The sequence below is a fragment of the Mesorhizobium sp. M0058 genome (genome assembly GCF_040323095.1).
GTDB lineage: Bacteria > Pseudomonadota > Alphaproteobacteria > Rhizobiales > Rhizobiaceae > Mesorhizobium.
Window position 1 is genome coordinate 79,575 of record NZ_JAMYUQ010000011.1, and the last position, 25,959, is coordinate 105,533.

The window sequence follows — 25,959 nt, forward strand, 5'->3', positions numbered from 1 at the left end:
TGGTCGACCCGGAACCTGCGTATCGAGACTATGCTCAGATCGACCAGCCGCCGTCGATATTATAGGCCTGCCCCGAGGTGTAAGTGGCGCCGGCGAGGTAGACGGCAAGGTCGGCGATTTCCTCGGGCGTGCCGAGACGGCCCATCGGCTGGCGGGCAATGAAGGCTGCGCGGGCCGCCTCGTAATCGCCCTGCGCATGCATGCGGTCCTGCAGCGACGGGCTCTCGACGGTGCCGGGGCAGATGGCGTTGCAGCGAATGCCCTTGGCGACATAGTCCGCGGCAACCGCCTTGGTGAGACCGATCACGGCCGCCTTGGAGACGCCATAGGCGAAGCGGTTGGGCACGCCCTTGCCGGCGCCGGCGACGGACGACATGTTGATGATCGAGCCATCGCCGCGCTCCAGCATGCCGGGCAGTACCGCCCGAATGGTGCGGATCATGGCGCGGACATTGAGGTTGAAGGCGAAGTCGAGATCGGCATCCTTCATCTCGAGGATCGAGCCGGAATGAACGAAGCCAGCGCAGTTGAACAGCACGTCGACGCGGCCGATTTCGGCGAAGCCCGACGTGACGGCATCATCGTTGAGGACGTCGAGCTTGCGGGTCTTGATGCCGGAGGTCTTGGCGAGTTCGGCCAGCAGCGCCTCGTTGATGTCGGTGGCGTGCACGACGGCGCCGGCCTTGGCGAAGGCCAATGCGCTCGCCCTGCCGATGCCTTGCGCCGCCGCCGTGACGACAACGACCTTGCCTGCTAGATCCGCCATGCGTTTCTCCTCGCCCTCTTTGGCCACTGCTCGGCCCGATTTACTGCCGGCTGACTGGGGCGTCCCGTGCCAGACAGGCGCGACTATGCGGCCTGCACAATCCATCAGTCCTTAAATAACAAATGTTTTTTCTGGTTAAAGAACACATGTCCAAGCGTCAAGCCCGAACGCGATCACCTTCGCGACGGCCGATGTAATACACATCGCTTGCTCTGATGCAACAACATGTATGACAACCGGACAACGAGTCACGCTACCATGGTTCACTCAAGCACAGCACGTTTCAGGCGGCATTAGTCGCCGTATGGCACCCAGACGTTCTTCACTTCGACGGCGCGGCGCAGCAGGGCATCGCCGGCGGCCTCGTCGGAGGCCCAGTCGAGGCTGCGGCCGTTGCCGGTCCAGACGCGCTTGAGATTGCCGACGGAATCGGCCTCCGCCCTCGCGCAAGTGTCGGCGTCGGCGAACAGCCAGAGCCCGTCGACATCGTCATGCTTGGCCAGCACGCCGGCAAGCTCCGCCGTGCGCCCGGTGACGATGTTGATGGCGCCGGCCGGAACGTCGGAATATTCGATCACCTGGTAGAGATCGGTGGCGAGCAGCGGGTATTTTTCCGACGGCACGGCCACCACGGTATTGCCCATGGCAAGCGCAGGTGCGGTCAGGGAGATGAAGCCAAGCAGCGGCGCGCTGTCCGGGGCGACGATGCCGAGGACGCCGACCGGCTCGTGCAAAGCGAGCGTGACGGCGCGGGCCGGTGGCTGATGCACCCTGCCCTCATACTTGTCGGCAAGGCCGGCATAGAGGAACAGGCGCTCGATCGATTGTTCCACTTCCTCCCGCGCGGCCTTGGCGTTGGCGCCGGTCAGTTCGGTCAAGCGTGCGGTAAATTCGCCGGTGCGGCCGGACAGGTTTTCGGCGAGATAATAGAGCACCTGGGAACGATTGTAGGCGGTCGCCTCCGGCCACGCCTTGCAGGCGCGGGCGGCGGCAACGGCGTCGCGGATGTCCTTGCGGCTGCCGAGAGCGACTTCGCCGGCGAGCTTGCCCTTGGCAGTGGCTATCGCCAGCGAATAATTGCCGTCGGGCCGCACCTGCTTGCCGCCGATGAACAGCTTTGCCGTACGATCGATAGCGCCGCCATCCGATTGCTCGACCGGCTGCGCCGAAGACGCCGTCGGCTTGATCACGGGACCAAGCGGCAGCTTTGCCGAGAGATACTCGAACATGCCCTCGCGCCCGCCCTCGCGGCCAAAGCCGCTTTCGCGATAGCCGCCGAAGCCGCAGGCGGCGTCGAACATGTTGGTGCCGTTCACCCAAACGACGCCGGCCTTCAATTGCGGCGCGACATGCAGCGCGAGGTTGATGTTTTCGCTCCACACCGAGGCGGCCAGCCCATAGCGCGTGTTGTTGGCAAGCTCGATCGCTTCCTCGGTGTTGCGGAAGGTCATGGTGGCCAGAACCGGACCGAACACCTCTTCCTGCGCCAATATATTTGCCGGCGAAACACCGGTGGCGAGCGTCGGCAGGTGGTAGTAGCCGGAAGGCGGCAGCACCGCGTCGGGCTGCCAGCAGACGGCGCCCTGTCTGGCGCCTTCGGCGACCAGACCCTTGACGCGGTCGAGCTGTGTGGCGTCGACCAGCGGTCCGATATCGGTGTTCTTGTCGAGCGGGCTGCCGACGCGAAGCCGGCTCATCCTGACCTTGACCTTGGCGATCAAGGCATCGGCAATGCCTTCCTGCACCAGAAGCCGTGACCCGGCGCAGCAGACCTGGCCCTGGTTGAACCAGATGCCGTCGACCAGTCCTTCGACGGCGCTGTCGAGATCGGCGTCCTCGAAGACGATGAAGGCCGACTTGCCGCCGAGCTCCAGAGACAGTTTCTTGCCCGATCCGGCCGTGGCTTTCCTGATGATCTTGCCGACCTCCGAAGAGCCGGTGAAGGCGATCTTCTGGATGCCGGGATGGTTGACGATGGCGACGCCCGCTTCCGGCCCGCCCTGGACGATGTTGACGACGCCCTTCGGCACGCCGGCGCGCTCGCAGATCTCGGCGAACAGGATGGCCGTGAGCGGGGTGAATTCGGCCGGCTTCAGCACCACTGTGCAGCCGGCGGCGAGGGCCGGCGCAATCTTCCAGGCCAGCATCAGCAGCGGGAAATTCCACGGGATGATCTGGCCGACGACACCGACGCCCTTGTGGCCGGAGAAATCCATGTCGAGCGCCTGCGCCCATCCGGCATGATGGATGAAATGGCGGATGGCCAGCGGCACGTCGATGTCGCGGCTTTCGCGGATCGGCTTGCCGTTGTCGATTGACTCAAGCACTGCGAACAGGCGCTGATGACGCTGCATCGCGCGGCCGATGGCGTAAAGCACCTTGGCGCGCTGGTAGCCGGAGGACGCCGACCATTTCGGCAACGCCTTGGTGGCTGCGGCAACGGCTGCGTCGATATCGGCGGCGCCGGCATCGGAGATCTTGGCCAGCAGCTTGCCGGATGAGGGTTCGCTGGTCTCGAAGGTCTTGCCGCCGCCTGCTGCCTTCCAGCCGCCGTCGATGAACAGCGCCTTGCCGAAATCGCGTCCGGCAAGCCAGGCATCGGCCTCGGTGCGGGCTTCCGGCGCCGGGCCGTATTCCATGGCGTGATAGCGTTCGAGAATGTTCATGACGCGCTCCAGATAATCGTCTTGGCAGGCGCTCTGTGGCGCCCCCCTCTGTCCTGCCGGACATCTCCCTCACTTGGGGGGAGATGTCCGGCAGGACAGAGGGAGGGGCGAAGGAACACGACGTTCAAGGCCTTCATCCGCCTCACGCCATTGCGTGGCGGTGATTGGCCGAATAATGCCCGGTCAGATGGTGCTCGAGCTGGCGCTCGATGTCGGTGAGGAGGCTCGAGGCGCCGAAGCGGAACAGGTCTGGCTCCAGCCATGGCCGGCCGAGCTCCTCCTTCATCAGCACCAGCCAGTCGAGCGAAGCCTTGGCTGTAGAGATGCCGCCGGCCGGCTTGAAGCCGATGAGAAAGCCGGTCTCCTCGAAATAGGCTCGGATGGCGCGCACCATGGCAAGGCCGACGGGCAGCGTGGCGTTGACGCTTTCCTTGCCGGTCGAGGTCTTGATGAAATCGGCGCCGGCCATCATCGCCACCATCGAGGCCAGCATGACATTGCGCAGCGTGGCGAGGTCGCCGGTGCCGAGAATGACCTTGAGATGCGCATCGCCGCAGGCTTCGCGCATCGAGACGATCTCGTTGTAGAGCTCCTGCCACTTGGCGCCGAAGACCAGGCCGCGCGGGATGACGACGTCGATCTCGTCGGCGCCGTCGCGCACCGATGCCTCGATCTCCTGCAGGCGGGTCGACAGCGGCGCAAGGCCGTGCGGGAAAGCGGTGGAGACGGCGGCGACATGGATGCCGGTGCCGCGCACGGCATCAACAGCCGTCGCGACGAATGGATGATAGACGCAGACCGCCGCCGGGCGGATTTTTTCGCCCTCGATGCCAAGCCCCTCGACGATGTCGCGACGGAACGGGTTGATCGCCTTGGCGCATAGGCGGCGCACCCGCTCTTCGGTGTCGTTGGAATTCAGAGTCGTCAAATCCATGCAGGAGACCGCGCGCAGCAGCCATGCCGCCTGGTTGTCAGCCTTGATCGAGCGCCGCTTTGTGAGGCTGGCGACCCTGCGTTCCAGCGCCGAGCGGTTGACCGAGCGCACCGATTCCATGAAGCCGAGATCGAGCCGCATGCCGGTGTTGCGGGCGATGCCATGCGATTGCGGCACGGGCGTGTTGGCGGCCGCACGTGCCGGCAGCGGCGTGACCTTGGACGCGCCGAGATCGGCTTCGCGGATTGTGCTGCTCATCTCCTGCCCTTTCGCTCGACGATTTTACGTCGTGGTGCGTGTCGTTGCTCCCGGACCGCATCACGGTTTTTAGGCGACGCACACCGAAGATAGCCCGTGAAGCATCGCTTCACGAGTCCTTCAAGCGGTCATAGCGGAAAAAGGCGGCGAAAGCAGCTGAATTTTGACCGCATGGTCAAAATTCCAATCGAGAAGCAGGCGCCGAAGCGCCGGCTGATGTCAGCCGACGAAAGCGCGCTCGACGACGAAGGTCGAGGGATGGCTGAGCGAGCCCTCATGGAAGCCGAGGCTTTCGGCCATTTCCTTGACGTCCTTCAGCATATGCATCGAGCCGCAGATCATGATGCGGTCCGTCTCCGGATTGAGCTTCTCGATGCCGAGGTCGGCGTAGAATTTGCCGGAGCCGATCAGCGCCGTGATGCGGCCCATGCGCGCCGATTCTTCGCGGGTCGTTGAGTTGTAGAGCGTGACCCGGCCGCCGGTAAGTTCGCCGATCAGCGGATCGTTCTCGAGCGCCGCCACCAGCTCCTGGCCATAGGTCAGTTCGGCATTGTCGCGGCAGGTGTGGGTCAGGATGACCTGATCGAATTTTTCGTAGGTATCGGGGTCGCGCAGAAGGCTGGCGAAGGGCGCAATGCCGGTGCCGGTCGAGATCATGAACAGGCGCTTTGCCGGGGTCAGCGCGTCGACGACCAGCGTGCCGGTCGACTTCTGGCGCATGATGACGGTGTCGCCGACCTGGATCTTCTGCAGTTCGGAGGTCAGCGGACCGTCCGGCACCTTGATGGAGAAGAATTCCAGCTCTTCGTCCCAGGCCGGGCTTGCCACCGAATAGGCGCGGTACACCGGCTTTTCGGCATTGGGCAGCCCGATCATGACGAACTCGCCGGAGCGGAAGCGCAGCGACTGCGGACGGGTGATGCGGAACGAGAACAGGCGGTCGGTGTAATGCTTCACCGAGACGACGGTTTCGGCATAGACATTGGCCGGAATCGGAAACTGCAGCGGACGGGCGCCGGCTGTGTTGAGTGCGGATGTGGTGTTCATCAAATCCAACTCTGTCTTGCCCACGCCTGTGCGGGCGCCAAACCGTTTCCTGCGCGCCCAGACCCTTCAGGTCCCGGCGTGCCGTTCACACACTCCAAAGCAGTGAGCTCTTGTGTCTCAGATTTATTAGTATACAAACGATATTTGTGTCAAGATACCACGCTAAAACAGCTTTCCAAACTGCGGCATATTCGTAGTTCCGCCATTTCGGATTTCGACAATGAAAGAGAATTTTTCGGTGCAACAACCGGATTCCCTGGGTCACGTCGTTGCCGGCATCGATGTTGGCGGAACCTTCACCGACCTCATTTTGATCGACGGAAATGACGGCGGAAAGGTGCATATCGCCAAGACGCCGACGACGGTCGACAACCAGGCGTTCGGCGTGGTTTCAGCGCTGGGCGCCACAGGCTTTGCCATAGACGGCATCGACCTCATCGTGCATGGCACGACCACCACGACCAACGCGGTTCTGGAACGCAGGCTGGCGAAAACCGGCATGATCACCACGCGCGGTTTTCGCGACGTGATTGAGCTTGGCCGCCGCACACGGCCGCAGCCCTATGGCATGACCGGAAGCTTCGTTCCGATCATCCCGCGTGATCTCAGGCTGGAAGTTTCGGAGCGCGTCGAGGCGTCGGGCGCGGTGCGCACGCCGCTCGACGAGGCCGAGATGCGCGACGCCGTGAAGACGCTGATCGTCGCCGGCTGCGAGTCCCTCGTCATCCATTTCCTGCATTCCTACGCCAACCCTGGGCATGAGCGGCGCGCCGCCGAAATCGCCGCCGAGCTTTGGCCGAACGGCTACATCACGACTGGCCATGCGCTGCTGTCGGAAGCCCGCGAATTCGAGCGCGGCGTGACCGCCGCGGTGAACGCCTCGGTGCAGCCGATCCTCGAGCGCTATGTCGAGCGGCTGCGCAGGGAGTTGGCCGCCAAAGGCTATGCCCGCGACTTCCTGATCATGAACGGCAATGGCGGCATGATCTCGGCCCGCTTCGTCACGCGCGAGTCGGCCAAGACCGTGATGTCAGGCCCGGCTTCGGGTGTCATCGCGGCCGCCTATACGGGCAAGCGCGCCGGCTTTGAAAACCTCGTCACCTACGACATGGGCGGCACCTCGACCGACGTGGCGCTGATCCGGAATGCGGAGCCCGCCGTCTCGAACGAGATCGAGATCGAATATGCGATGCCGATCCATGTGCCGATGGTGGCGGTGCATACGGTCGGTGCCGGCGGCGGCTCCATCGCCCGGGTCGATGCCGCCGGCCTGATCCAGATCGGCCCGGAAAGTGCTGGCGCCAATCCCGGCCCGATCTGCTACGGCCGCGGCGGCCTGGAGCCGACCATCACCGACGCCAATCTGGTGCTCGGGCGGCTGGCGCCGAAGAAGCTGCTGGCGGTCGAAAATCCGGTCACCGTCGAGCGGGTCACCGGTATCTTCGAAGACAGAATAGGCAAGGCCGCCGGCCTCTCCGGCGTCGAAGCGGCGGGCGCGGTGCTGCGCCTCGGCAACATGAAGATGGCCGGCGCCATCCGCATGGTCTCGGTGTCGCGCGGCCATGATCCGCGCGATTTCGCGCTGTTCGCCTTCGGTGGCGCCGGGCCGCTGCATGCCTCCGCCCTGGCGCGCGAACTCGGCCTGCCCCGCGTGCTGGTGCCGGCGCGTCCGGGCATCACCAATGCGCTCGGCTGCGTCGTGGCCGATCTGCGTCACGACTTCGTCAACACGATCAACCAGCCGGTCGCCGTGCTCGATGAAGCCAGGCTTCGCGAGGTGCTGGAACGTCACCGCGGGGAAGGCGAGGAACTGATCGGCAAGGAAGCGGTGAAGCCGGAAACGATCCGCGTCACCCATTCCGCCGACATGCAGTTCGTCGGCCAGACCCACATCATCAACGTGGCGCTGCCGTCGTCGTCGGTGACAAGGCAGGAGTTGCAGGCGCTGTTCGAAAAAGCCTATTTCGCCCGCTTCAAGGTCGAACTGCCGGAGATCCGCGCCAATCTGGTCAACCTCAACACGTCGGTGACGGGCGTGCGGCCGGCGATCGACCTGTCACGGCTGATCGACCCGGCCGGACGTACAAAGACGCTAGACGAGGCGCTGCGCGAGACAAGGCCGGTCTGGTATGCCGGACGCTGGCACGATACGCCGATATACGCACGCGAAAAATTGCCGCTCGATGCCGTTATCCAAGGGCCGGCGATGCTCGAACAGATGGACGCCACCACCGTGCTCGAACCCGGCGACCGTGCACGTTCTGACGCCGACGGCAACATCATCATCGATATCGGCGAGGCCTGAGATGCAAAAGCTCGACGCCATCACGCTTTCGGTCCTGCAGGCAGCCTTGCAGCAGGTCTGCGACGAGATGGATCTCACTTTCTCCCGCGCTGCCTTCTCGCCTGTCATCGCCGAGGCCAATGACCGCTCCGACGGCATCTACTCGGCCGTCGATGGTTCGTTGATCGCACAAGGCAGCCAGGGCCTGCCGGTGTTCGTCGGCGTCATGCAGTATTCGACCAAAACGGTGATCGAGATGATCGCCGACGGCCGCTGCCTGCCGCCGGAACCCGGCGACATCTACATCGTCAACGATCCCTATCTCGGCGGCACGCATCTGATGGACGTGCGCTTCGCCATGCCGGTCTACCGCGGCGGCAAGATATTTTGCTGGCTATCGAATACCGGCCACTGGCCCGATATCGGTGGCTCGGTGCCGGGCGGCTTCTCCGCCTCCGCCACAGCCGTCGAGCAGGAAGGCCTGCGGCTGCCGCCGGTCAAGCTGTTCAAGAAGGGCGTGCTCGACTCCGAAATCTACGCCATCATCTGCTCCAACATCCGCGTCGCCGACCAGCGCATCGGCGATATAAGGGCGCAAGCCGCGGCACTGTTGATCGGTCAGGACCGGCTCAATGGAATCCTCGATCGTTACGGGGACGAAACCGTCGTCGGGGCGATCGCCGAACTGCGTCGCCGCGCCGCCGAGCAGATGCGCGCCAACATCTCCGCCATTCCCGACGGCACCTACAGCTCGAAGGCCTTTGTCGACTCGGACGGCGTGGTCAACGAGCCGCTGACCATCGCGCTCGCGGTGGAGAAGAAGGGCGACACGCTGACCTTCGATTTCACCGGTTCGTCAAAACCCTGTGCCGGGCCGATGAACAGCGTGCTGGCGACGACTTTGTCGTCGGTCTATCTCGCCATGCGCCATATTTTCCCGGATGTACCGATCAGCGCCGGCGCCTTCGAGCCCCTGATCGTCAAGCGGCCGGAAGGCACGTTCCTCGACGCCAAATACCCACGGCCGGTCTCGGGCTGCGCGGCTGAAGTCTCGCAGCGCATCGCCGAGGCGGTGTTCGCGGCGATGGTGCAGGCGCTGCCGGAAAAGGTGACGGCTGCACCCGCCGGCTCCAGCGGCAATTTCGCGCTGGGCGGCAACGATCCGGCGCGCGGCCGCGACTATGTGATGTATCAGATCTCCGGCGGCGGCTATGGCGGCAATTCAGGCCATGACGGGCTGACCAATGGCTGCTCTACCATCGGCATTTCCAAATCGCCGCCGGTCGAGATCATGGAGCAGGCGTTTCCTGTGCTCTACCGCCACTATGCCTTGCGCGAAGGCTCGGGCGGCGCCGGCAAGCAGCGCGGCGGCTTCGGCCTCGCCTATGAGGTCGAGATCTTGCGAGGCGAAGCGCGCGCGTCCTTCGTCATGGACCATGGCCGTTTCGGCCCGCAAGGCGCGCTCGGCGGCAGGGACGGCGCGGTCAACACGGTGACCGTGTTCCGCGCCGGCGAGGCACATGTGCCGCCGCATCTGTCCAAGGAACAGGACATCGCGCTCAAGGCCGGCGACCGCGTGCGCGTCGGCACGCCGGGCGGCGGCGGCTATGGCGATCCGCGTGAGCGCGACCCGAAACTGGTCGCCGAAGACATCAGGCTTGGTTACTACACCGTTGAACAAGCCAAAGAGCTGTTCGGAACCTGACAGCCGACAGGCCCGAGCCGCGTCAGGTCTGCAGCTTGGCCTTCAGCGCATCGGCGAATTTTTGCGCGATCTTCTTGAAGCCGGCGGGATCGGGATGCAGTTCGTTGGCCCAGTCGGCCACCTTCAACGTTCCCTGCGTGTCGACCAGATGGAAATTGTTGTTGGGATCGTCGGCCAGGCGCTTCACCACATCGCGGAACGCCGCCAGCGCGTCGTGAACGATGACCGTGCCCTTGGCGACCGTCCAGTTGCAGAAATCGAGCGACGGTTTCAGCCACGGGCCGACACAGGACGGATGCGCTCCGTTCGGGATCGGAAAATCATAGCAATGGCCAAAGATCGGCACGCCTGGCGCGACGCGGTCGCGCAGCGCGAACAAATCGAGATAGCAGGCCTCGACCATGCCGAGCGCCTTGGTGAAGCGGTTCTTGTTCAGCCCGGGGGCGTGGCCGTCATTGAAGTCGAGGAAGATGCAGAACTGGTCGCCGGCAATGTCGTTGCCACCGGCAGAGAACAGGATGGCATCGGGCTTGCCGTCCAGCCAGTTGGCCTTGTTGCGCAGGGCGGCGATCATGCGCTGCTGCTTGGGCAGCGACATCTCGTCGGTCGCCGCATCGCCATGATGGGCAAGGTTGAGGATGGTCGGCGGCATCGAGCCGATGCGGCGCAGCTGCGCGATCACGTCGGTGTCGACGAACGGAAAGCCGTTGCCGGTGAGCGGATAGTCGAACCAGGAATCGCCCTGCGCCAGCATCACCAGCGGCCGGTTGGCGACGGCCGCCTCGAGATTGCCGGCGCTTTCCCTTGCGGTTTCGAGCCGCTCGATGTTGGCCTGGTGAACCTTGATGCGCTTGGCGATGTCGTCGTCTATGCGCCGCTGCGCGGCTTCCTGCACGAATTCCTGCTGGTCCATCCCCAGGTCCCTCCCACGACCGTCTACTTCCAGCTGAGCATGCGCCCATGTCCATGATCGGTCTGTAATTTAGATCACAGTAAGATTCCTGGGGAAGGACGGCTTGCCGCGCCGTGATCGCCGCAGAGCATGTCGTTTCCGTCTCCGTGGGGCCTGCAAAAGACCATAGACTTCTATCCTTGTTTTCGCGCAATTCCGGACGGGAAACCGCCAACACCTTCCCTGGAATTGCTTAGTCAACGGAGATCAGGAACATGCGTCTTTTCGGTCGTTTCGTGCTTGCCGCTTCCGCCGCCCTGCTGCTTGGGACCGGTGCTGCCTCCGCCGAGAAACTCAGGATCGGGACCGAGGGCGCCTATCCGCCTTTCAACTATGCCAATTCGGACGGCACGCTGGGCGGCTTCGACATCGACCTCGGCAAGGCGCTGTGTGCCGAGATGAAGGCCGAGTGCGAATTCTCCGTACAGGATTTCGATGGTTCCATTCCGGCGCTGCAGGCCGGCAAGTTCGACGCCATCATCAACATCACCATCACGCCGGAACGGGCCGAGAAGGTCGAGTTCACCCACAAATATTACCAGACGCCGCCGGCCATCGCCGTGCCGAAGGATTCGACCATCGCCGGCACATCGCCGGACGATCTGAAGGGCAAGGTGCTGGGCGTGCAGAGCGCAACCATCCACCAGAATTTCGCCGAGCAGAAATACTCCGGCTCGACCGTGAAAGCGTATCCGACCGGCGACGACGCCCGCACCGACATGGCCAATGGCCGGCTCGACGCGATGATGGACGGCTCGATCATCCTGACCGAATGGCTGAAGAAGCCCGATGGCGCCTGCTGCAAATTGCTCGGCACGCTCACCGCTGATCCGGCCATTCATGGACCCGGCGTCGGCATCGCCCTGCAAAAGGGCAACAAGGAACTGGCCGACAAGTTCAATGCCGCCATCGACGCCCTGCGTGCCAACGGCAAGTACAAGGAAATCAACGACAAGTACTTCGCCTTCGACGTCTACGGGGGTTAATCCCTCAGCCAACCCGACCTCGGCAGCGCCACCCGGCGCTGCCGTTTTCATGAGATGACGGAGAAGTTTCTTGGTTGAGCGGCGCTCCCCTTTCTACACCAGCATCGTTGGCCTCGGCGCCACGATGGGCCGGGTCGGCGGCGACTTCGTCTCGGCCAAAACTTATTCCGGCATCGCCGACGAGCATCTGAACACGCGCAAGAATGTCGGCGTGCAGGATCTCAGCACCATGGGCAAGATGGACATCAAGGGGCCGGAAGCCGAGGCGCTGGTCAACCACATCATCGTCAACGATGCCGCCGCGATGAAGCCCGGCCAGGTGCGCTATTCCACCGTCTGCCGCGACGATGGCGGCATCATGGACGACCTCACCGTGTTCCGGCTGGCGCCTGAGCATTTCATGCTGGTGACCGGCTCGGTCAACCGGCTGAAGATGCTGCCCTGGCTGCAGCATCATGCTGAAGCGCGAAAGGCCTATGTCACCGACATCACCGCGGCCGTCGCCTTCCCGACCATACAGGGGCCGCGCTCACGCGAGCTGCTGAAAGCTATAGTGTCGGATGCCGATCTCGAAGAGTTGAAACGCTGGGCGTTCACTTCAGGGCGCGTCGGCGAGACCAAAGTCCTGATCTCACGCACCGGGGTGACCGGCGAGCTCGGCTTCGAACTGTTCGTGCCGGCGGACGAGGCCACTTCCGTCTGGGACGCGCTGATGCGGACCGGTAGCGATTTCGGCCTGAAGCCATACGGCGTGCTGGCCATGTTCACGCTCGGGCTGGAAAAGGCCTATCCGGCGCATGGCATCGACATGGACGAGAGCCGTACGCCCTTCCATGTCGGGCTCGATCGCTGGATCAAGTTCGACAAGGGCGAGTTCATCGGCCGCGAGGCATTGCTCACAATTCGCGGCAAGGGGCTCGACGAACGCTGGACCGGGCTGATTCTCGACGGTGACAAGCCGGCCGCGACGGATGCCAGGGTTTTCGCCGACGGCGAGGATGCCGGTGTCGTCACCTATAGCGATCACGGCTATTCGCTGGGCAAGGTGCTGGCGACCGCGCATCTGCGGCTGCCGTTCACCGCCATCGGCACCGAACTCAGCACCGACATTGACGGCAAGCGGACACGCGCGGTGGTGGCGCCGATGCCGTTCTTCGATCCAGAAGGCACGAGACTGCGCGCCTAGGCGAGTTTCGCCAGCAGCCGCATAAACGTAGCGGCCTCCTTGGCGGTCAGCGGCGCCAGCGTTTCCTGGGTGATGGCGCGGGCCAGCGGGATCAGCCGCTCGATCGCCTCGCGTCCCTCTGGCGTGAGGTTGACCAGCAGCCGCCTCTTGTCGACCTCGTGTTTGGTCAGATCGACCAGGCCACGCGCCTTCAGCCGGTCGATGACGCCCTTGACCGTCGCCGCATCCATGGCGATCAGCGTGCCCAACTGGTTCTGCGAGGTCTCGCCGACGTCGTGCAGCTTGGCAAGTGCAGCGAATTGCGGCGGCGTCAGGTCGCTGATCTGGGCGGCAAAGATCGAGACATGGCGCTGATGCGCCTTGCGCAGGATGAAGCCGACCTGCTCCTGCAGGCGGTAGTCATGTTCGTCGGGCTCTTCGGCCTCGACGAGCTTGAGAAGATTGTCCCCGCCGCTCATCGCAAGCCGTCCCAGGCCTTGATGTCGCCGACCGCCAGGCCGCCCATGCGGTCGTGCACGCGGGGGCCGCAGCTCATGGCGAGGCAGAACAGGATTTCGTCGGCGCGCGGCCCGTCGCTGAGACCGACCTCCATGGCGTCGAAATGGCTACGCACATAGGCGGCGTTGGTGTGGCCGAGCGGCACGTCGAGCCGCGAGCCGAAGGCGCCGACCTTGGTTGCCGACGGCACGATCGCCTTGGCGTCGCCCAGCCGCTCGCGCATGGCGTAACCGCCCGGCACATGCCACAGCGCGCCGTGTTCCAGCTCCCCTGACGAACCGACGATGGTGCCCTTGCCGTAGGCGTCGATCTGCTTGATGTCGCCGCCCAATGCGGCAATGAGCTTGTCGGTGAGCAGCAGGCCGAGCGGCTTCAGATCGTCCATGGCGCTCTGCAGTTCTTCGACGTAGCGGCCGGCGAACGGGTTCTTCACCAGGGCCACGGCTGCAGCGCGGCGGCGCGGCAGAGCAGCGACCGGCCCGCCATCGTGAAAGATCTCTTCGGTCAGAACCGCGATCTTGCGGATCGGAAACTCAGGCATGGGCAACTTCCTTCCCTGGATTTTTGTTGGGCGCGGCAAGCGCCATGGAACCACTGATGCGGGCTTCCCCACCTAGAAACAGCGCCGATGCGGCAATCAGGCCGCGCCGGCGAAAATCTTCGGCGACGGCAAGGCCATTGTCCAGCGCCCGCTCCACATCGCCACGCGCGAGCATGCCGACGGCTTGTGTCACCAGCCGCGCGCCGAGATCGCTGTCGGGCGCCAAGTCCTGCGCGGGAATGCGCTTGATGGCGGGATTGCCGGGCAGGTCGACGGCGTTGGCAATGAGTGTCGCGGCCGCATCGGCCTCGGCGCCGGTGTGCGCCAGCACGGTGACGGCGTCGGCAATGCCAAGCGAGAACGAACGGCCGCGCCAGCCGCTGGTGGCGACGCCGCGCACGCCGTCCGCCGAGCGAATGGTGAGGCGGTCGGCCATGCCGTTGCCGGTGCCGGCGATCGCCAGGTTCATCGACTGGCCCTTGCCGATATGGAGGGCGCTGTCGCCGCCATTGTTGACATAGGCCCGGTCGAGCTTGCGACCGGCAAGCAGCGCGGCGAGCACTTCGTCGGCTACTGATCCGGCGACGGCGGCCATCGGCGTGATGAAGCATTCCGCCAAGGGCATGACGGCTGCTTCCATGCGCCGCGCAGTCGGGCCGGCGAAGGTGCGCGGCGCCAGGAAAAATGCCGGCAGCCGCAATTCGGGAAGCTCCTCGACCAACTCGATCAGGATCGTCTGGAAGCGCTCGATCGCCTGATCGTAGGCGGCACGACACTCAGCCGCCTCACCAAAGGCCTCGACGATCAGGTCGATCGGCCCGTGGTTGAGGTGCAGCCGCTTGCCGTCCTGCAGCCAGTGGACTTGCGGGCCTTGCATCAAGAGGCCCCGTTCGAGCCGACGCGGCGCAACTGCGCCAGCGGCGGCCATGGATTGTGGGCCTCGGCGCCTGAGCCGCGGCGCGGGTTGAGATATTCGCCGCCTTTGGCAACGATATCCTCGACGCTGCGTATCTCGGCCTCGTAGCCGCCCAGCCGGACATAGTCGTCGCGGCGTAGCGTGAATTCGATCGGCGCCACCAGCGCCGGCGTCGGCACATAGCCGAAGGCGCCTTCCGGCACGCGCATGACGTCGACCATCAGCGTGATGCCGCCGCCCGGCCAGACATAGACCGGCGCGCCGCCAACGGTAACATAGGTATTCAAGCCCTGCACCGAGCGGGTGAGATTGACCGGGTTTTCGGTGACGCCGGCGCGCAGCGAACCGCCGGCGCCGCCGATGAACAGCACGGTGCAGAGCGCCGGCTCGCAATTGTCCTCGATCAGGCCGACCGATTTCTGCAGCCGCTCGGGGAACGGTTTTTCCACCGGCTTCAACTCGTCGTCGAGCTCGTAATAGGCGAACTGCTCGCCGGTGGTCGACACCATCAGCAGCGACAGGCCGGGGCGGGCGCCCTTCTTGGCGTTCCATTCGCCGAGGATCGACAGCGGGTCGGAAATCGAGGTGCCGCCCCAGCCGAGGCCGGGCTCGGAAACCTTGAAATAGCGGCCCGGCGTCGAACGGCGGCCGATGATCTTGATGCCGGTATCCTGCCAGCCCAGCACCTTGCCGGCCTGATGCTCGGAGACGACGCCGGTGATATGGTCGTCGACCACCACCACCTCGTCGACAAGGCCGCGCCATTGCGTGGCGAACATGCCGATGGTGGCCGACCCGCAGCCGACCCGCATACGGTGTTCCTGCTTGCCGTCGATGACAGGTGGTTTGCCGGCTTCGACGATGATGGTGGCGCCGCCATCGATGGTCAGTTCGACCGGCTTGCGATTGCACAGACTGAGCATCGCGTCGCAGGTTGCCCGGCCTTCGGCCTTAGAGCCACCGGTCAAATGATGCACTCCGCCGAGCGACAGCATCTGCGAGCCGTATTCGCCTGTCGTGACGTGGCCGATCGGCTCGCCTTGCGCGCGCACGATTGCCGTTTCGGGACCGAGATGGCGGTCGGTGTCGATCTTCACCTTGACGCCGCAGTACGAAAAAATGCCTTCGGTGACCACGGTCACCAGATCGACCCCCTCGACCTCCTGGCTGACGATGAAGGGAGCCGGCTTGTAGTCGGGATAGGTGGTGCCGGCGCCGATTGCAGTGACGAAGCGGCGGCCGGTGTTGACCAGTTCGCCGTCCCATTGCTCGCCCTCGGCAGTGAAAGGCACGACCGCGGCGCCGCTCTCTGCCGCATGGTCGAGGATGGTCAGCGGGTCCATACGCACGATGCGGCCACCGACATTGCCGTAGCGGTCGCAGGCGCCGGTGCGGCCATCGGCGATGTAGCACATCACCGGACAGGCATCGCAGCGGATCTTTTCCGCCACCAGCTTTTCGCCCGGATCGTGGGTTTCGAAGCGTTCGGCAAGCTCGCTCATCGGCGTGCCTCCTTGTCGCGGATGCCATCTTTTTCGCGGATGGCGGCGCGGATGCGCGCCGGCGTCGCCGGAACCTTGGTGATGAGAACGCCGGTGGCGTGGCGTATGGCGTTGAGGATGGCGGGTGCGGTCGGGATCAGCACATGCTCGCCCAGGCCCTTGGCGCCGAACGGTCCCTCCGGATCGGGAACCTCGATCAATATGTGCTCGATCTCAGGCACATCGCCGATGGTCGGGATGAGATAGTCGTGCAAATTCTCGGTGCGACCGGGGATGTATTCCTCCATCAGCGCCATGCCGATGCCTTGCGCGATGCCACCTTCGATCTGGCCTTCGACCAGCAGCGGGTTGATAGCCTTGCCGACATCGTGCGCGGCGGTGATTTTCAAGAGCTTCACCGTGCCGAGCTTGAGATCGACTTCGAGTTCGGCGATCTGCGCGCCATAGCCATAGACGGCGTAAGGCTTGCCCTGGCCCTTGGCATCGAGCGGCAGCGTCGGCGGATCGTAGGTCTCCTCGGCGCGGAAGACGAAACCGCCCGCATCGACATCGAGGGCGGGGAGATCGATGCGCCGAGTGGCTTCGCCCTCGCGAATGACGATCACCGGACCGTCCAATTGCAGGGCAGCTTTCTCCGAGACATTGGCAAAACGCAGGATCTTTTCGCGCAAGGCGCGGCCGGCTTTTTCGGCCGCCTTGCCGGTGACAAAAGTCTGGCGCGAGGCCGATGTTTTGCCGGCGTCCGGGCTGATCGCGGTGTCGGCGCTTCTCAGCTTGAATTTTTCCAGCGGCAGGCCGAGTGCGTCGGCGCAGATCTGGGCGATGACGGTGTTGGAGCCCTGGCCGATATCGACGGCGCCCTGGTGCAGGATGACCTCGCCCTCCGGCGAGATACCGACCCTTATGGTCGACGGATTGGGCAGCGAGGTGTTGCCGCAGCCATACCAGCAGGACGCGATGCCGACGCCGCGCTTTTTGCTCGTATTGGCATTGTTGAATGTATCTGCGTCGGCCTTCGCGCGAGCCCAATGCGGTCGCAAGGAGTCGAGGCACTCGAAAATGCCGACGCCCGACTCCAGTCGCTGTCCGGTAACCGTTTCGGATCCGTTCCGAAGGCAGTTCTTCAGCCGAAAATCGAGCTGGTCCATGCCAAGCTTGCCCGCAAGCTCATCGTAAAGCGTCTCCTGCATGATCGTCGCCTGCGGCACACCGAAGCCACGGAAGGCGCCGGAGATCGGCCCGTGGGTGTGGATGGCGCGGCCTTCGGCGCGGTAGTTCGGCGTCGCATAGGGACCGGAGGCATGCACCGGCACGCGGTTGGCGACGGTCGGGCCCCAGCTGGCATAGGCGCCGGTGTTGAAATCGCCTGTGAAGACCATGCCGGTGACATGGCCCTCGGCATCTACGCCGATGGTCGCCTTCATCTCCGACGGATGTCGCTTGGTGGTCGACATCATGGATTCGTTGCGGGTGTAGGCCAGTGCTGCCGGCCGGCCGGTCTTTAGCGCCACAAGGCCGATGAGCGGCTGCAGTGAAACGTCCAGTTTCGAGCCGAAGCCGCCGCCGGTCGCGGTCGGCACGATGCGCACCTTGTCGACGGCAAGACCGAGCACCTTCGCCGTTTCGTCGCGGTCCATGTAGGGGGCCTGGGTGCAGGCGACGACGACCAGCGTGTCGCCGTCCATGTAGGCATGGCCGGCTTCCGGCTCGATGTAGGCGTGCTCGACATAGGAGGTGTCGATGGCACCGGACACTGTGAAGGCAGCCTCGCCAAGCGCCGCCTCGGGGTCGCCGCGCTCTACAAAGCCCTTGGTCAACAAATTGGCCGGGCGGTTCGCGTGGATGAGCGCCGCCCCTTCTGCCTGCGCGTCGCCGGGCTGCAGAAAATGCGGCAGCTCGGTCCAGCGGACCGGGAAATCCTGGAGGTCGAGATCGAGCATGGCCTCGCGCTCGCCGGCGACCAGCGCCACTGCCTCGCCTCGCAGCCGCGCAAAGCCTTCGGCCAGCGCCGGCTGGTCGGCAAACGGACCGATGACGCCGAAACAGTTTTTTCCCGGAATGTCGGCGGCGGTGAAGACGCCGACGATGCCGGGATGCGACTTCACCCAGCCCTCCAGGTCGCCGAAGGCGAAGCCGGCATGATAATGCGGCGAGCGGACCACCAGCACGGCCAGCGCATCGGCGGGAAAGGCATCGGCGCCGAATTTTTCAGCGCCGGTGACTTTTGGCACGCCGTCGAGCCGGACCGGGGAGGCGCCTACAGCATTCCCTGTGGTTGGCATTCTACGTTCAAAGTTGAATTCCAACGAATGACGTTGGCGCTGCCCCTCACCCTTACCCTCTCCCCGTGAAGAACGGGGCGAGGGGAGCGTCGGCGCTGGAGCACTTCCCTTCTCCCCGTCACTATACGGGGTGAAGGTGCCGGCAGGCGGATGAGGGGCAGCGCCGTCGGTCGACGTCTCGAACCGTCCCGCATCCATCACTGCCGCAATGATCTTTCTGTACCCGGTGCAACGGCACAGGATGCCACCCAGCGCATCCTGCACCTCGGTCTCGGTCGGATTCGGCGTGCCATCCACCAGCGCCGTTGCCGCGACCAGCAGCGCCGGCGTGCAGATGCCGCATTGCGCGGCGCCATGTGCCAGGAAGGACGCCTGCAGAGCCGAGAGCCGGCCATTGGCGAGGCCTTCGACGGTCGTTACGGACGTCCCGGCTGCGGAGGCCGCCGGCATCAGGCAGGCGCAGACGGCGTCGCCGTCGACCAGCACCGTGCAGGCGCCGCAATCGCCGGCATCGCAGCCAACCTTGGTGCCCGTCAGCTGCAATTCGTCGCGCAAAACCTGCGACAGACGGCGCAGCGGCGGCACATTGACCGAGACGGCGCCGCCATTGACCGCGAAGACGATGTCTACGCGCTCGGGGCCGAAACCCGGCATGAGATCAGGCAGGGCTTCAATCATCTCGGAGTGGCTCATGCCGCCACCATGCTGTTGTCGTTCGTCAGCCCGCAAGCCCCCAGCACGGCGCGGGCGACAAGCTCGCGCGCTGCGTCGAGCCGGTATTCGGCGCTGCCGCGCACGTCGGCAATCGGCGAGAGCTCGGCCATCGGCGCGGACAGGAGCGCATCGGCGAGTGCCGGGCCGACAGGCTTGCCCACCAGCACGGCTTCGACAGCGGCGAGCCGCCTGGCCACGGCCGAGCAGGACCCGACCGCGACAGCGGCTTCCATGACGATGCCAGCCTCGGCAACGAGGCGCGCCGCCACCATGGCGATGGAGATGACGAGGTAGCGCCGCGCACCGAGCTTGACGAAGGCCGACGTGCCGGCGGCCCTGGGCTTCGGCACCCGGATGGCGGTGACCAGCTCGCCCGGTAGCAGCGCGGTGCGGCGGTTGCCGAGAATGAACTCCTGCAGCGGCAGATGACGCGTCCCGGCTGCAGAGCGCAGTTCGACCTCGGCGTCCAGCACCAGCAGTCCCGGAACGCCATCGGCGGCAGGCGAAGCATTGCAGAGATTGCCGGCGATCGAGGCGACATTCTGGATCTGCAGGGAGCCCACTTCGCGCGCGGCCTGCTTCAGCGCATCGAAAGCCGCCGGCAATGGATGGCGGACAAGGTCGGTCCAGGTGGTGCGGGCGCCCAAAACCCAATGGGTTTCGGTCTCGGCAATGCCGCGCAGCGAGGCCAGGCCGTTAATATCGAGAACATTGTCGCGGAACGGTTTGGCGCCCTGCGCCGGATAGAAATCGGTGCCGCCGGCAAGCACGCGCCAGGCGCCCTCGCCCAGCAGAGCGAGCGCCTCGTCGAGCGTGGTGGGTTTCGCGTAACGGATCACGCTTTGCCTTCCAAAAAAATCGGCCTTCCCATTGGGGCCTTCAGAAGGTGGGGTCTTCCCGAACCCCGCCAGTGTCTGATCAGGCCAAATTCATTCGTATGCAAATGATATCAAGCTGGCGGAAATTGTCAAAGCCGGAGTTTAAGGGAACCCGGCCGCCACGCATTTGTTACGTCCGCGCACGATCCCCAAAAATCGGAATCGATTTTCGGAAAGGATCCTGCGCAATGTAAAGTGCAACAGCGTCCTTTGCGCGTCCGAAGGGGACGCGCGGCGCTGTAGGAGGTTGACGCAGGCGGCCATCCGGTCAAGTTTCTGCATCCGGTCGCATCAGCGGCGTATTTCACTCGATCCCCCGTTCGAGACGTAGAAGAGGAGAGGCGCCATGGCCGACGAAGCGCTTGTTGTCATCGACCTGCAAAACGACTTCTGCCCCGGCGGCGCGCTGGCGGTTGCCGGCGGCGACGAGATCGTGCCGCTGGTCAACGATCTGATCCGGCATGCCGAGCATGTCGTGCTGACACAGGACTGGCACCCGGCCGGACATTCGAGCTTTGCCTCCAGTCATCCGGGGGCGCAGCCCTTCAGCGCAATCGAGATGCCCTATGGGCCGCAGACTCTGTGGCCCGACCATTGCATCCAGGGCAGCCTCGGCTCGGATTTTCACTCGGGGCTCGCCTGGACCAAGGCCGAGCTGGTGATCCGCAAGGGATTTCGCCCCGATATCGACAGCTACTCCGCCTTCTTCGAGAACGACCACAAGACGCCGACCGGGCTCGCCGGCTACCTCAAGGAGCGCGGCATCGGCACCGTGACCCTGGTTGGCCTGGCGACCGACTTCTGCGTCGCCTTCTCGGCCCTCGACGCGGTCAAGCAAGGCTTCAAGACGACGGTGCGGCTCGACGCCTGCCGCGGCATCGATCTAAACGGTTCGGTCGAGGCGATGCTGAAGCGGATGCGCGATGCCGGGGTGAGGCTCGAAGACCCGATCTCAGAGTGACTGGATCGTGAGGCATCGAGGGGGCTGCACACGGTTGGGGAAGGCTTTCGCGGCAGGTGTACTCGCTTCCGCTGCGTCTCCGCAAATGGCCTTCGCGGCCGAGGCCCGCGGCCTGCCCGATGCTGCCATGTCGCTGTCGTGGGCGCTGCCTTTCGCCGGCCTGCTGCTGTCGATCGCCACCGGACCGCTGCTGTTCCACCATGTCTGGGAGCATCATTACGGCAAGATCGCCGCCGGCTGGGCAGCGCTGGGGATCATCCCCCTGATGGTTGCATTCGGCGTTCCGGTAGCCGGCGAAGCCGTGCTGCACACGCTGCTCACCGAATACATGTCGTTCATTATCCTGCTGTTCGCGCTCTACACCATTTCGGGCGGCATCCTTGTCGCCGGCAACATCCATGGCACGCCGCTGGTCAATGCCGGGCTGCTGCTCGTCGGGGCGATGCTGGCCTCGGTGATCGGCACCACCGGCGCCTCGATGATCCTGATCCGGCCGATGCTGCGCGCCAACGACAACCGGCAGTTCAACGCCCATGTCGTCATCTTCTTCATCTTCCTGGTGTCCAACATCGGCGGCTCGTTGACGCCCTTGGGCGACCCGCCATTGTTCGTCGGCTTCCTGCGCGGCGTCGACTTCTTCTGGACGTCGGCGAACCTCTGGCGCGAGACGCTGTTTACCGGCGGCCTGGTGCTGCTTGTCTTCCTGGCCATCGACATCATGCTGCATCGCCGTGAAGGCGGCGCGCCGAAGATCAAGGATCCGACGCCGGATACGAAGGTGCGCCTTCGCGGCCTGGCCAATCTGCCGTTGCTGGCCGGCGTCATTGCCGCGATCCTGCTTTCAGCTGCCTGGAAGCCGGGCGTGACTTTCTCCATCCTCGGCGTCGGCCTCGAACTGCAGAACCTGGTGCGCGATGCCATCATCCTGGCGCTCGCCGGGCTGTCGCTTGTCGTTTCCCTCAAGAGCCATCGCGAGGCCAACGGCTTCACCTGGGGCCCGATCGCGGAGGTGGCAAAACTGTTTGCCGGCATCTTCATCTGCATCGTGCCGGTCATTGCCATCCTTCGCGCCGGCCATGACGGCGCGCTGGCGCCGCTGGTGGCGCTGGTGACGTCACCCACCGGCCAGCCCAATGATCTCGCCTATTTCTGGCTGACCGGCGGGCTGTCGTCCTTCCTCGACAATGCGCCGACCTATCTGGTGTTTTTCGAACTCGCAGGCGGCGACGCGCGGCACCTGATGACGGAGGCGGCCTCGACGCTGGCCGCGATCTCGGCCGGCGCGGTGTTCATGGGCGCCAACACCTATATCGGCAATGCACCCAACTTCATGGTCTACGCCATCGCCCGACACCGCGGTGTGAAGATGCCGGGCTTCTTCGGCTACATGGCATGGTCAGGGCTGGTGCTGATCCCGATCTTTTTGATCGCCGGGTTCCTGTTTTTCGGCTGATCAGCCGACGCCGACATAGCGCCTGACTGCCGATGGGTCGGCGCGCAATTGCTCGACATCGACGGTCTCGCGGTTGCGGCCGTTCTCGATGAAGCAGACGCGGTCGGCGACGGACAGCACGGCGTCGACGCGCTGTTCGACCAGAATGGTGGAGACACCTAGCTCACGCAGCTTCACCACCGTCTCGCGGATTTTGGCGATCATCGACGGCATCAGCCCCTCCGTCGGCTCGTCTAGCAACAGCACCTGCGGCTCAAGGCAAAGCGCACGGGCCATGGCCAGCATCTGCTGCTCGCCGCCGGACAAAGTGCCGGAGCGCTGGCGCAGCCGCTGGCGCAGCAGCGGGAAGAGATCGAGCACGCTCTCGCGCGTCGCTCTGCCCTTGCCGCGCGCCATCAGACCGATCTCGATGTTTTCCGCCACCGTCATCTCGGCGAACAGCCGCCTGCCTTGCGGTACATAGGCGACGCCGGCCTTGGGCACCTCATGCGCCGGCAGGCCGGTCAATTCCTTGCCGGCGAGCCGGATCGAGCCGGCGCTCGACGGAACCAGCCCCATGATTGCTTTCAGCGCCGTCGTCTTGCCGGCGCCGTTGCGACCGAACAGGCACAGCACCTCGCCCTTGTTGAGCACGAGATCAAGCTCGTAGAGCACCTGAACCTCGCCATAGAAGCAATCGAGCCTGGAGATGGTCAGCGCTTCAGTCTTGTGGGCTTCAGTCTTGGGGGCCTCAGTCTTGGGGGCTTCGCTCATGGCGCCGTCCCCAGATAGGCTTCCTGCACCTGTGTGTTGGCGCGAACCTGTTCGGGCGTGCCTTCGGCCAGGATCCTGCCGGCGTTGAAGACCGTGATGCGGTCGGCCAGCTGCATGACGACCGGCATGTTGTGCTCGATCAGGAGCACGGTGGCGCTCTTGGCAATCTCGCGCACCAGTCCGATGAAATTGTCGATCTCGCTGTCGGCCAGCCCCTGCGTCGGCTCGTCGAGGATCAAAAGCCGCGGCTTAAGCGCCAGGCCCATCGCGACTTCCAGCAGGCGCTGGTGGCCGTAGGAAAGCTGGCCGGCCGGCATATGGGCGCGGCCGGCAAGTCCGGTGCGTTCCAGCGCGGCCATGACGCCGGTGCGCACCGCACCTTTCGAGCGGCCATCGGTCAGCGTGCGCTGCACCGGCAACGCGACATTATCGTAGGCAGAGAGGTTGGCGAAGACGCTGGTGATCTGGAAGGTGTAGGCGATGCCCCGGCGCACCCTGAGATAGGCCGGCTGGCTGGTGATGTCGGCGCCGTCGAAGACGATCATGCCGGACGATGGCTGAATGCGGCCGCTGACCAGGCTGACGAAGGTGGTTTTGCCGGCGCCATTGGGGCCGATGACGGCGCGGATCTCGCCCGGCATCAGCTGAAAATCGACACCGTCGACGGCGCGCAGGCCGCCGAAACTGCGCGCCAGGCCTTTGGTGGTCAGCAACGGCATCATGGGAGCCACCCGAGCCAGCGCTGGCGGATGGTGCCCAGAATGCCTTTGGGGAAAAACAGCACCAGCAGGATGAGCGCAATACCGACGATCAGGAGATAGGCGGAGGTGTAGCCGCTGGCGGTGTCGATGACATAGTACATGAACACCGTGCCGAGCAGCGCGCCCAGCGTCGTGGCGGCGCCGCCGAGCAGCACCCAGAGCAGCGGCAGGATGGAATACTGCACCGAGGCAAAGCTCGAGCCGACATAGCCGAACAGCAGCGCATAGGCCGCACCCGAGGCGGCGCAGATGGTGCCGGAGACGACGACGGCGATCAGCTTGTTGGAGAAGGTGTCGTAGCCCAGCATTTTCGTGCGCTCCTCGTTCTCGCGCACCGCGACCAGCACGCGGCCATAGCGGGAGCGGACGATGGCGAGGGTGATCAGCAGCACGACCGAGAACAGCGCCAGCGCGCTCATGTAGCGCACGGTCGGGTTGGTTAGGTCGAGCGATGTCGCGCCGAAGGCCAGAACCCGCGCCGGCTGCGGCACGACCAGACCCTGGTCGCCGCCGGTCCAGGCGGCGAAATAGAGGATGACGAGGTAAAACACCTGCGCGAACATCATGGTGACGATCATGAAGGCGACGCCGGTGGTGCGCAGCGCCAGCAGGCCGATCACCAGTGCCAGCAGCGCGCCGCAGGCGATGCCGGCGAGGAAAGCCAAAGGCACGCTCCAGCCGAGATGGATGACCGCGAGACCAGCGCCATAGAGCCCGGCGGCGAAGAACATGGCGTGGCCGAGGCTGAGCAGGCCGACATAGCCGAACAGCATGTTGTAGCCCATGGCGAACACCGCCAGCACCATGATGCGGGCCAGCAGGCCATGATGGTAGTCGGGCAGGACGAAGCTCAGCGCAAACAGTAGCGCGATGACGCCGAGATGCAATGCATAGGCTTTTGCCGGCGAAGCTTCGCTCATCGCGACGCCTGCCCGAACAGGCCCTGCGGCCGGAATACCAGCACCATGGCCACCAGCAGCGTGGCGATGATCTTGGCCAAAGTCGGCGAAAAGAACACCGAGATGATGCCGTCGGACAGGCCGATCAGCACGGCGGCGACGACGGTGCCGCGCAGCGAGCCGAGGCCGCCGATGATGACGACGATGAAGGACAACAGCAGCGGGTCCTGTCCCATCAGATAATGCGCCTGACTGATCGGCACGATCAGCACGGCGGCGATGGCCGCCAGCATGGCGCCGAGCCCGAAGACGCCGGCATAGACGCGGTCGACCGGAATGCCGAAGGCCTGCGCCGTCTCGCTGTCATATTGGGTGGCGCGCATGATGAGGCCGATCTTGGTGCGCGTCAGCACCAGCCAGGTGGCGATGAGCAGAAGGGCCGAAGCGGCAATGATCGACAGCTTGTAGCCGGAATAGCCGAACCAGGGCAAAAGGATGCGGTAGCTGAAGGGCGGCTCCACCGGGCGGGCTTCCGGGCCATAGAAGCTCAACGCCAGCTGCTGGATGATGTAGAGCATGCCGATCGTGGCGACGATGGTGGCTTCCGGATTGTAATTGAGCCGGCGCAGCACAAGCCGCTCGGCGACCAGCGCAATGGCGCCGACAATCAGCGGCGCAATCACCAGCGCCGCCAGGAAGCCGAGCGTGGGATGGCCGGGTATCGCCGTCGAGATCGCCCAGGCCAGCACCGCGCCCAGCATGAAGAACTCGCCATGGGCGACGTTGACGACGCGCATGACGCCGAACACCAGCGACAGCCCAAGCGCCGTCAGCGCCAACACGGCGGAGGTGACAAGGCCTTCGAGGGCGGCGAGGAGGAGGTGGGGTCCGAAATGCATTCAGGGCGCCCTTACCCTCCCCTTGTGGGGAGGGTGACCGCGCAGCGGTCGGGTGGGGGTTGGGCACGGGCCGTCGCGACCCCCACCCCGTCTCGCAAGCTTCGCAAAAGTGCGAAGC

21 protein-coding genes are annotated in these 25,959 nt (G+C 64.7%); 6 read left to right on the forward strand and 15 right to left on the reverse strand.

What is annotated here, in order from left to right; genetic code table 11:
- Window positions 1-34: 34 nt before the first annotated feature.
- The 4 genes from NKJ75_RS19970 to NKJ75_RS19985 all read right to left on the reverse strand — a co-directional run bounded on the left by NKJ75_RS19970 (window position 35) and on the right by NKJ75_RS19985 (window position 5,671).
- Window positions 35-766: an SDR family oxidoreductase gene (locus tag NKJ75_RS19970; RefSeq protein WP_023693125.1), complete on the reverse strand. Its 732-nt coding sequence runs from the start codon at window positions 764-766 to the stop codon at window positions 35-37.
- Window positions 767-1,059: 293 nt separating this feature from the next.
- Window positions 1,060-3,432 carry an aldehyde dehydrogenase family protein gene (locus NKJ75_RS19975; RefSeq protein WP_352500079.1) on the reverse strand — a complete coding sequence of 791 codons (2,373 nt, stop codon included), beginning with the start codon at window positions 3,430-3,432 and terminating at the stop codon, window positions 1,060-1,062.
- Window positions 3,433-3,574: 142 nt separating this feature from the next.
- Complete coding sequence (deoC, locus tag NKJ75_RS19980) at window positions 3,575-4,624, reverse strand: deoxyribose-phosphate aldolase (protein ID WP_023703681.1); 1,050 nt, start codon at window positions 4,622-4,624, stop codon at window positions 3,575-3,577.
- 219 nt (window positions 4,625-4,843) lie between these two features.
- The gene (locus NKJ75_RS19985; protein WP_023683551.1) at window positions 4,844-5,671 is read right to left on the reverse strand and encodes a ferredoxin--NADP reductase; all 828 of its coding nucleotides are present in this window, start codon (window positions 5,669-5,671) and stop codon (window positions 4,844-4,846) included.
- Window positions 5,672-5,891: 220 nt separating this feature from the next.
- On the opposite strand from NKJ75_RS19985, the gene NKJ75_RS19990 reads away from it, so the two are divergent.
- Both NKJ75_RS19990 and NKJ75_RS19995 read left to right on the forward strand, forming a co-directional pair.
- Window positions 5,892-7,976, forward strand: a complete 2,085-nt coding sequence (locus NKJ75_RS19990) for a hydantoinase/oxoprolinase family protein (protein ID WP_352500080.1) — start codon at window positions 5,892-5,894, stop codon at window positions 7,974-7,976.
- Between the two features lies 1 nt (window position 7,977).
- Window positions 7,978-9,660 (forward strand): hydantoinase B/oxoprolinase family protein, encoded by a 1,683-nt coding sequence (locus tag NKJ75_RS19995; protein ID WP_023834785.1) that lies wholly within the window; start codon window positions 7,978-7,980, stop codon window positions 9,658-9,660.
- A 22-nt stretch (window positions 9,661-9,682) separates the two neighbouring features.
- Here NKJ75_RS19995 and NKJ75_RS20000 read toward each other — a convergent pair whose 3' ends face one another.
- Window positions 9,683-10,573 carry an SGNH/GDSL hydrolase family protein gene (locus tag NKJ75_RS20000; protein WP_023671297.1) on the reverse strand — a complete coding sequence of 297 codons (891 nt, stop codon included), beginning with the start codon at window positions 10,571-10,573 and terminating at the stop codon, window positions 9,683-9,685.
- Between the two features lie 254 nt (window positions 10,574-10,827).
- Here NKJ75_RS20000 and NKJ75_RS20005 point away from each other — a divergent pair, with 254 nt between their 5' ends.
- Entirely contained in the window at window positions 10,828-11,598 is a 771-nt protein-coding gene (locus tag NKJ75_RS20005; RefSeq protein ID WP_023683553.1) for an ABC transporter substrate-binding protein, read from the forward strand.
- Window positions 11,599-11,668: 70 nt separating this feature from the next.
- On the forward strand, window positions 11,669-12,784 hold the full coding sequence (locus NKJ75_RS20010; RefSeq protein WP_023834784.1) for an aminomethyl transferase family protein: 1,116 nt from the start codon (window positions 11,669-11,671) through the stop codon (window positions 12,782-12,784).
- Here the strand turns inward: NKJ75_RS20010 and NKJ75_RS20015 are convergent.
- From NKJ75_RS20015 to NKJ75_RS20040, 6 genes are read right to left on the reverse strand one after another with little or no spacing between them, the layout of a single operon-like run.
- The gene (locus tag NKJ75_RS20015; protein ID WP_023671294.1) at window positions 12,781-13,242 is read right to left on the reverse strand and encodes a MarR family winged helix-turn-helix transcriptional regulator; all 462 of its coding nucleotides are present in this window, start codon (window positions 13,240-13,242) and stop codon (window positions 12,781-12,783) included. The two genes, NKJ75_RS20010 and NKJ75_RS20015, sit on opposite strands and share 4 nt — an antisense overlap.
- The gene (locus tag NKJ75_RS20020; protein WP_023683555.1) at window positions 13,239-13,823 is read right to left on the reverse strand and encodes an amino acid synthesis family protein; all 585 of its coding nucleotides are present in this window, start codon (window positions 13,821-13,823) and stop codon (window positions 13,239-13,241) included. Before NKJ75_RS20020 ends, NKJ75_RS20015 begins: the two co-directional genes overlap by 4 nt.
- Window positions 13,816-14,700 (reverse strand): UPF0280 family protein, encoded by an 885-nt coding sequence (locus NKJ75_RS20025; RefSeq protein ID WP_023683556.1) that lies wholly within the window; start codon window positions 14,698-14,700, stop codon window positions 13,816-13,818. Before NKJ75_RS20025 ends, NKJ75_RS20020 begins: the two co-directional genes overlap by 8 nt.
- Complete coding sequence (locus NKJ75_RS20030) at window positions 14,700-16,241, reverse strand: hypothetical protein (RefSeq protein ID WP_023739686.1); 1,542 nt, start codon at window positions 16,239-16,241, stop codon at window positions 14,700-14,702. Before NKJ75_RS20030 ends, NKJ75_RS20025 begins: the two co-directional genes overlap by 1 nt.
- Window positions 16,238-19,201: a molybdopterin-dependent oxidoreductase gene (locus NKJ75_RS20035; RefSeq protein WP_502903903.1), complete on the reverse strand. Its 2,964-nt coding sequence runs from the start codon at window positions 19,199-19,201 to the stop codon at window positions 16,238-16,240. The genes NKJ75_RS20030 and NKJ75_RS20035 overlap by 4 nt, the downstream gene beginning before the upstream one ends.
- Window positions 19,202-19,212: 11 nt before the next feature.
- Window positions 19,213-20,076 (reverse strand): FAD binding domain-containing protein, encoded by an 864-nt coding sequence (locus NKJ75_RS20040; RefSeq protein WP_352500082.1) that lies wholly within the window; start codon window positions 20,074-20,076, stop codon window positions 19,213-19,215.
- Between the two features lie 385 nt (window positions 20,077-20,461).
- Here NKJ75_RS20040 and pncA point away from each other — a divergent pair, with 385 nt between their 5' ends.
- Both pncA and NKJ75_RS20050 read left to right on the forward strand, forming a co-directional pair.
- Entirely contained in the window at window positions 20,462-21,076 is a 615-nt protein-coding gene (pncA, locus tag NKJ75_RS20045) for a bifunctional nicotinamidase/pyrazinamidase (protein ID WP_023714546.1), read from the forward strand.
- An 85-nt stretch (window positions 21,077-21,161) separates the two neighbouring features.
- Window positions 21,162-22,529: a sodium:proton antiporter gene (locus NKJ75_RS20050; RefSeq protein WP_352500083.1), complete on the forward strand. Its 1,368-nt coding sequence runs from the start codon at window positions 21,162-21,164 to the stop codon at window positions 22,527-22,529.
- On the opposite strand, the gene NKJ75_RS20055 is transcribed toward NKJ75_RS20050, so the two are convergent.
- The 4 genes from NKJ75_RS20055 to NKJ75_RS20070 are packed head-to-tail and all read right to left on the reverse strand — an operon-like array spanning window position 22,530 to window position 25,841.
- Window positions 22,530-23,282, reverse strand: a complete 753-nt coding sequence (locus tag NKJ75_RS20055; RefSeq protein ID WP_023729757.1) for an ABC transporter ATP-binding protein — start codon at window positions 23,280-23,282, stop codon at window positions 22,530-22,532. It lies immediately after the preceding gene.
- A complete protein-coding gene (locus NKJ75_RS20060; protein WP_023693111.1) occupies window positions 23,279-24,004 on the reverse strand; it encodes an ABC transporter ATP-binding protein in 726 nt (241 codons plus the stop codon). The genes NKJ75_RS20055 and NKJ75_RS20060 overlap by 4 nt, the downstream gene beginning before the upstream one ends.
- Entirely contained in the window at window positions 24,001-24,963 is a 963-nt protein-coding gene (locus NKJ75_RS20065) for a branched-chain amino acid ABC transporter permease (RefSeq protein ID WP_023689192.1), read from the reverse strand. The genes NKJ75_RS20060 and NKJ75_RS20065 overlap by 4 nt, the downstream gene beginning before the upstream one ends.
- Entirely contained in the window at window positions 24,960-25,841 is an 882-nt protein-coding gene (locus NKJ75_RS20070) for a branched-chain amino acid ABC transporter permease (RefSeq protein ID WP_023671284.1), read from the reverse strand. The genes NKJ75_RS20065 and NKJ75_RS20070 overlap by 4 nt, the downstream gene beginning before the upstream one ends.
- Window positions 25,842-25,959 lie beyond the last annotated feature (118 nt).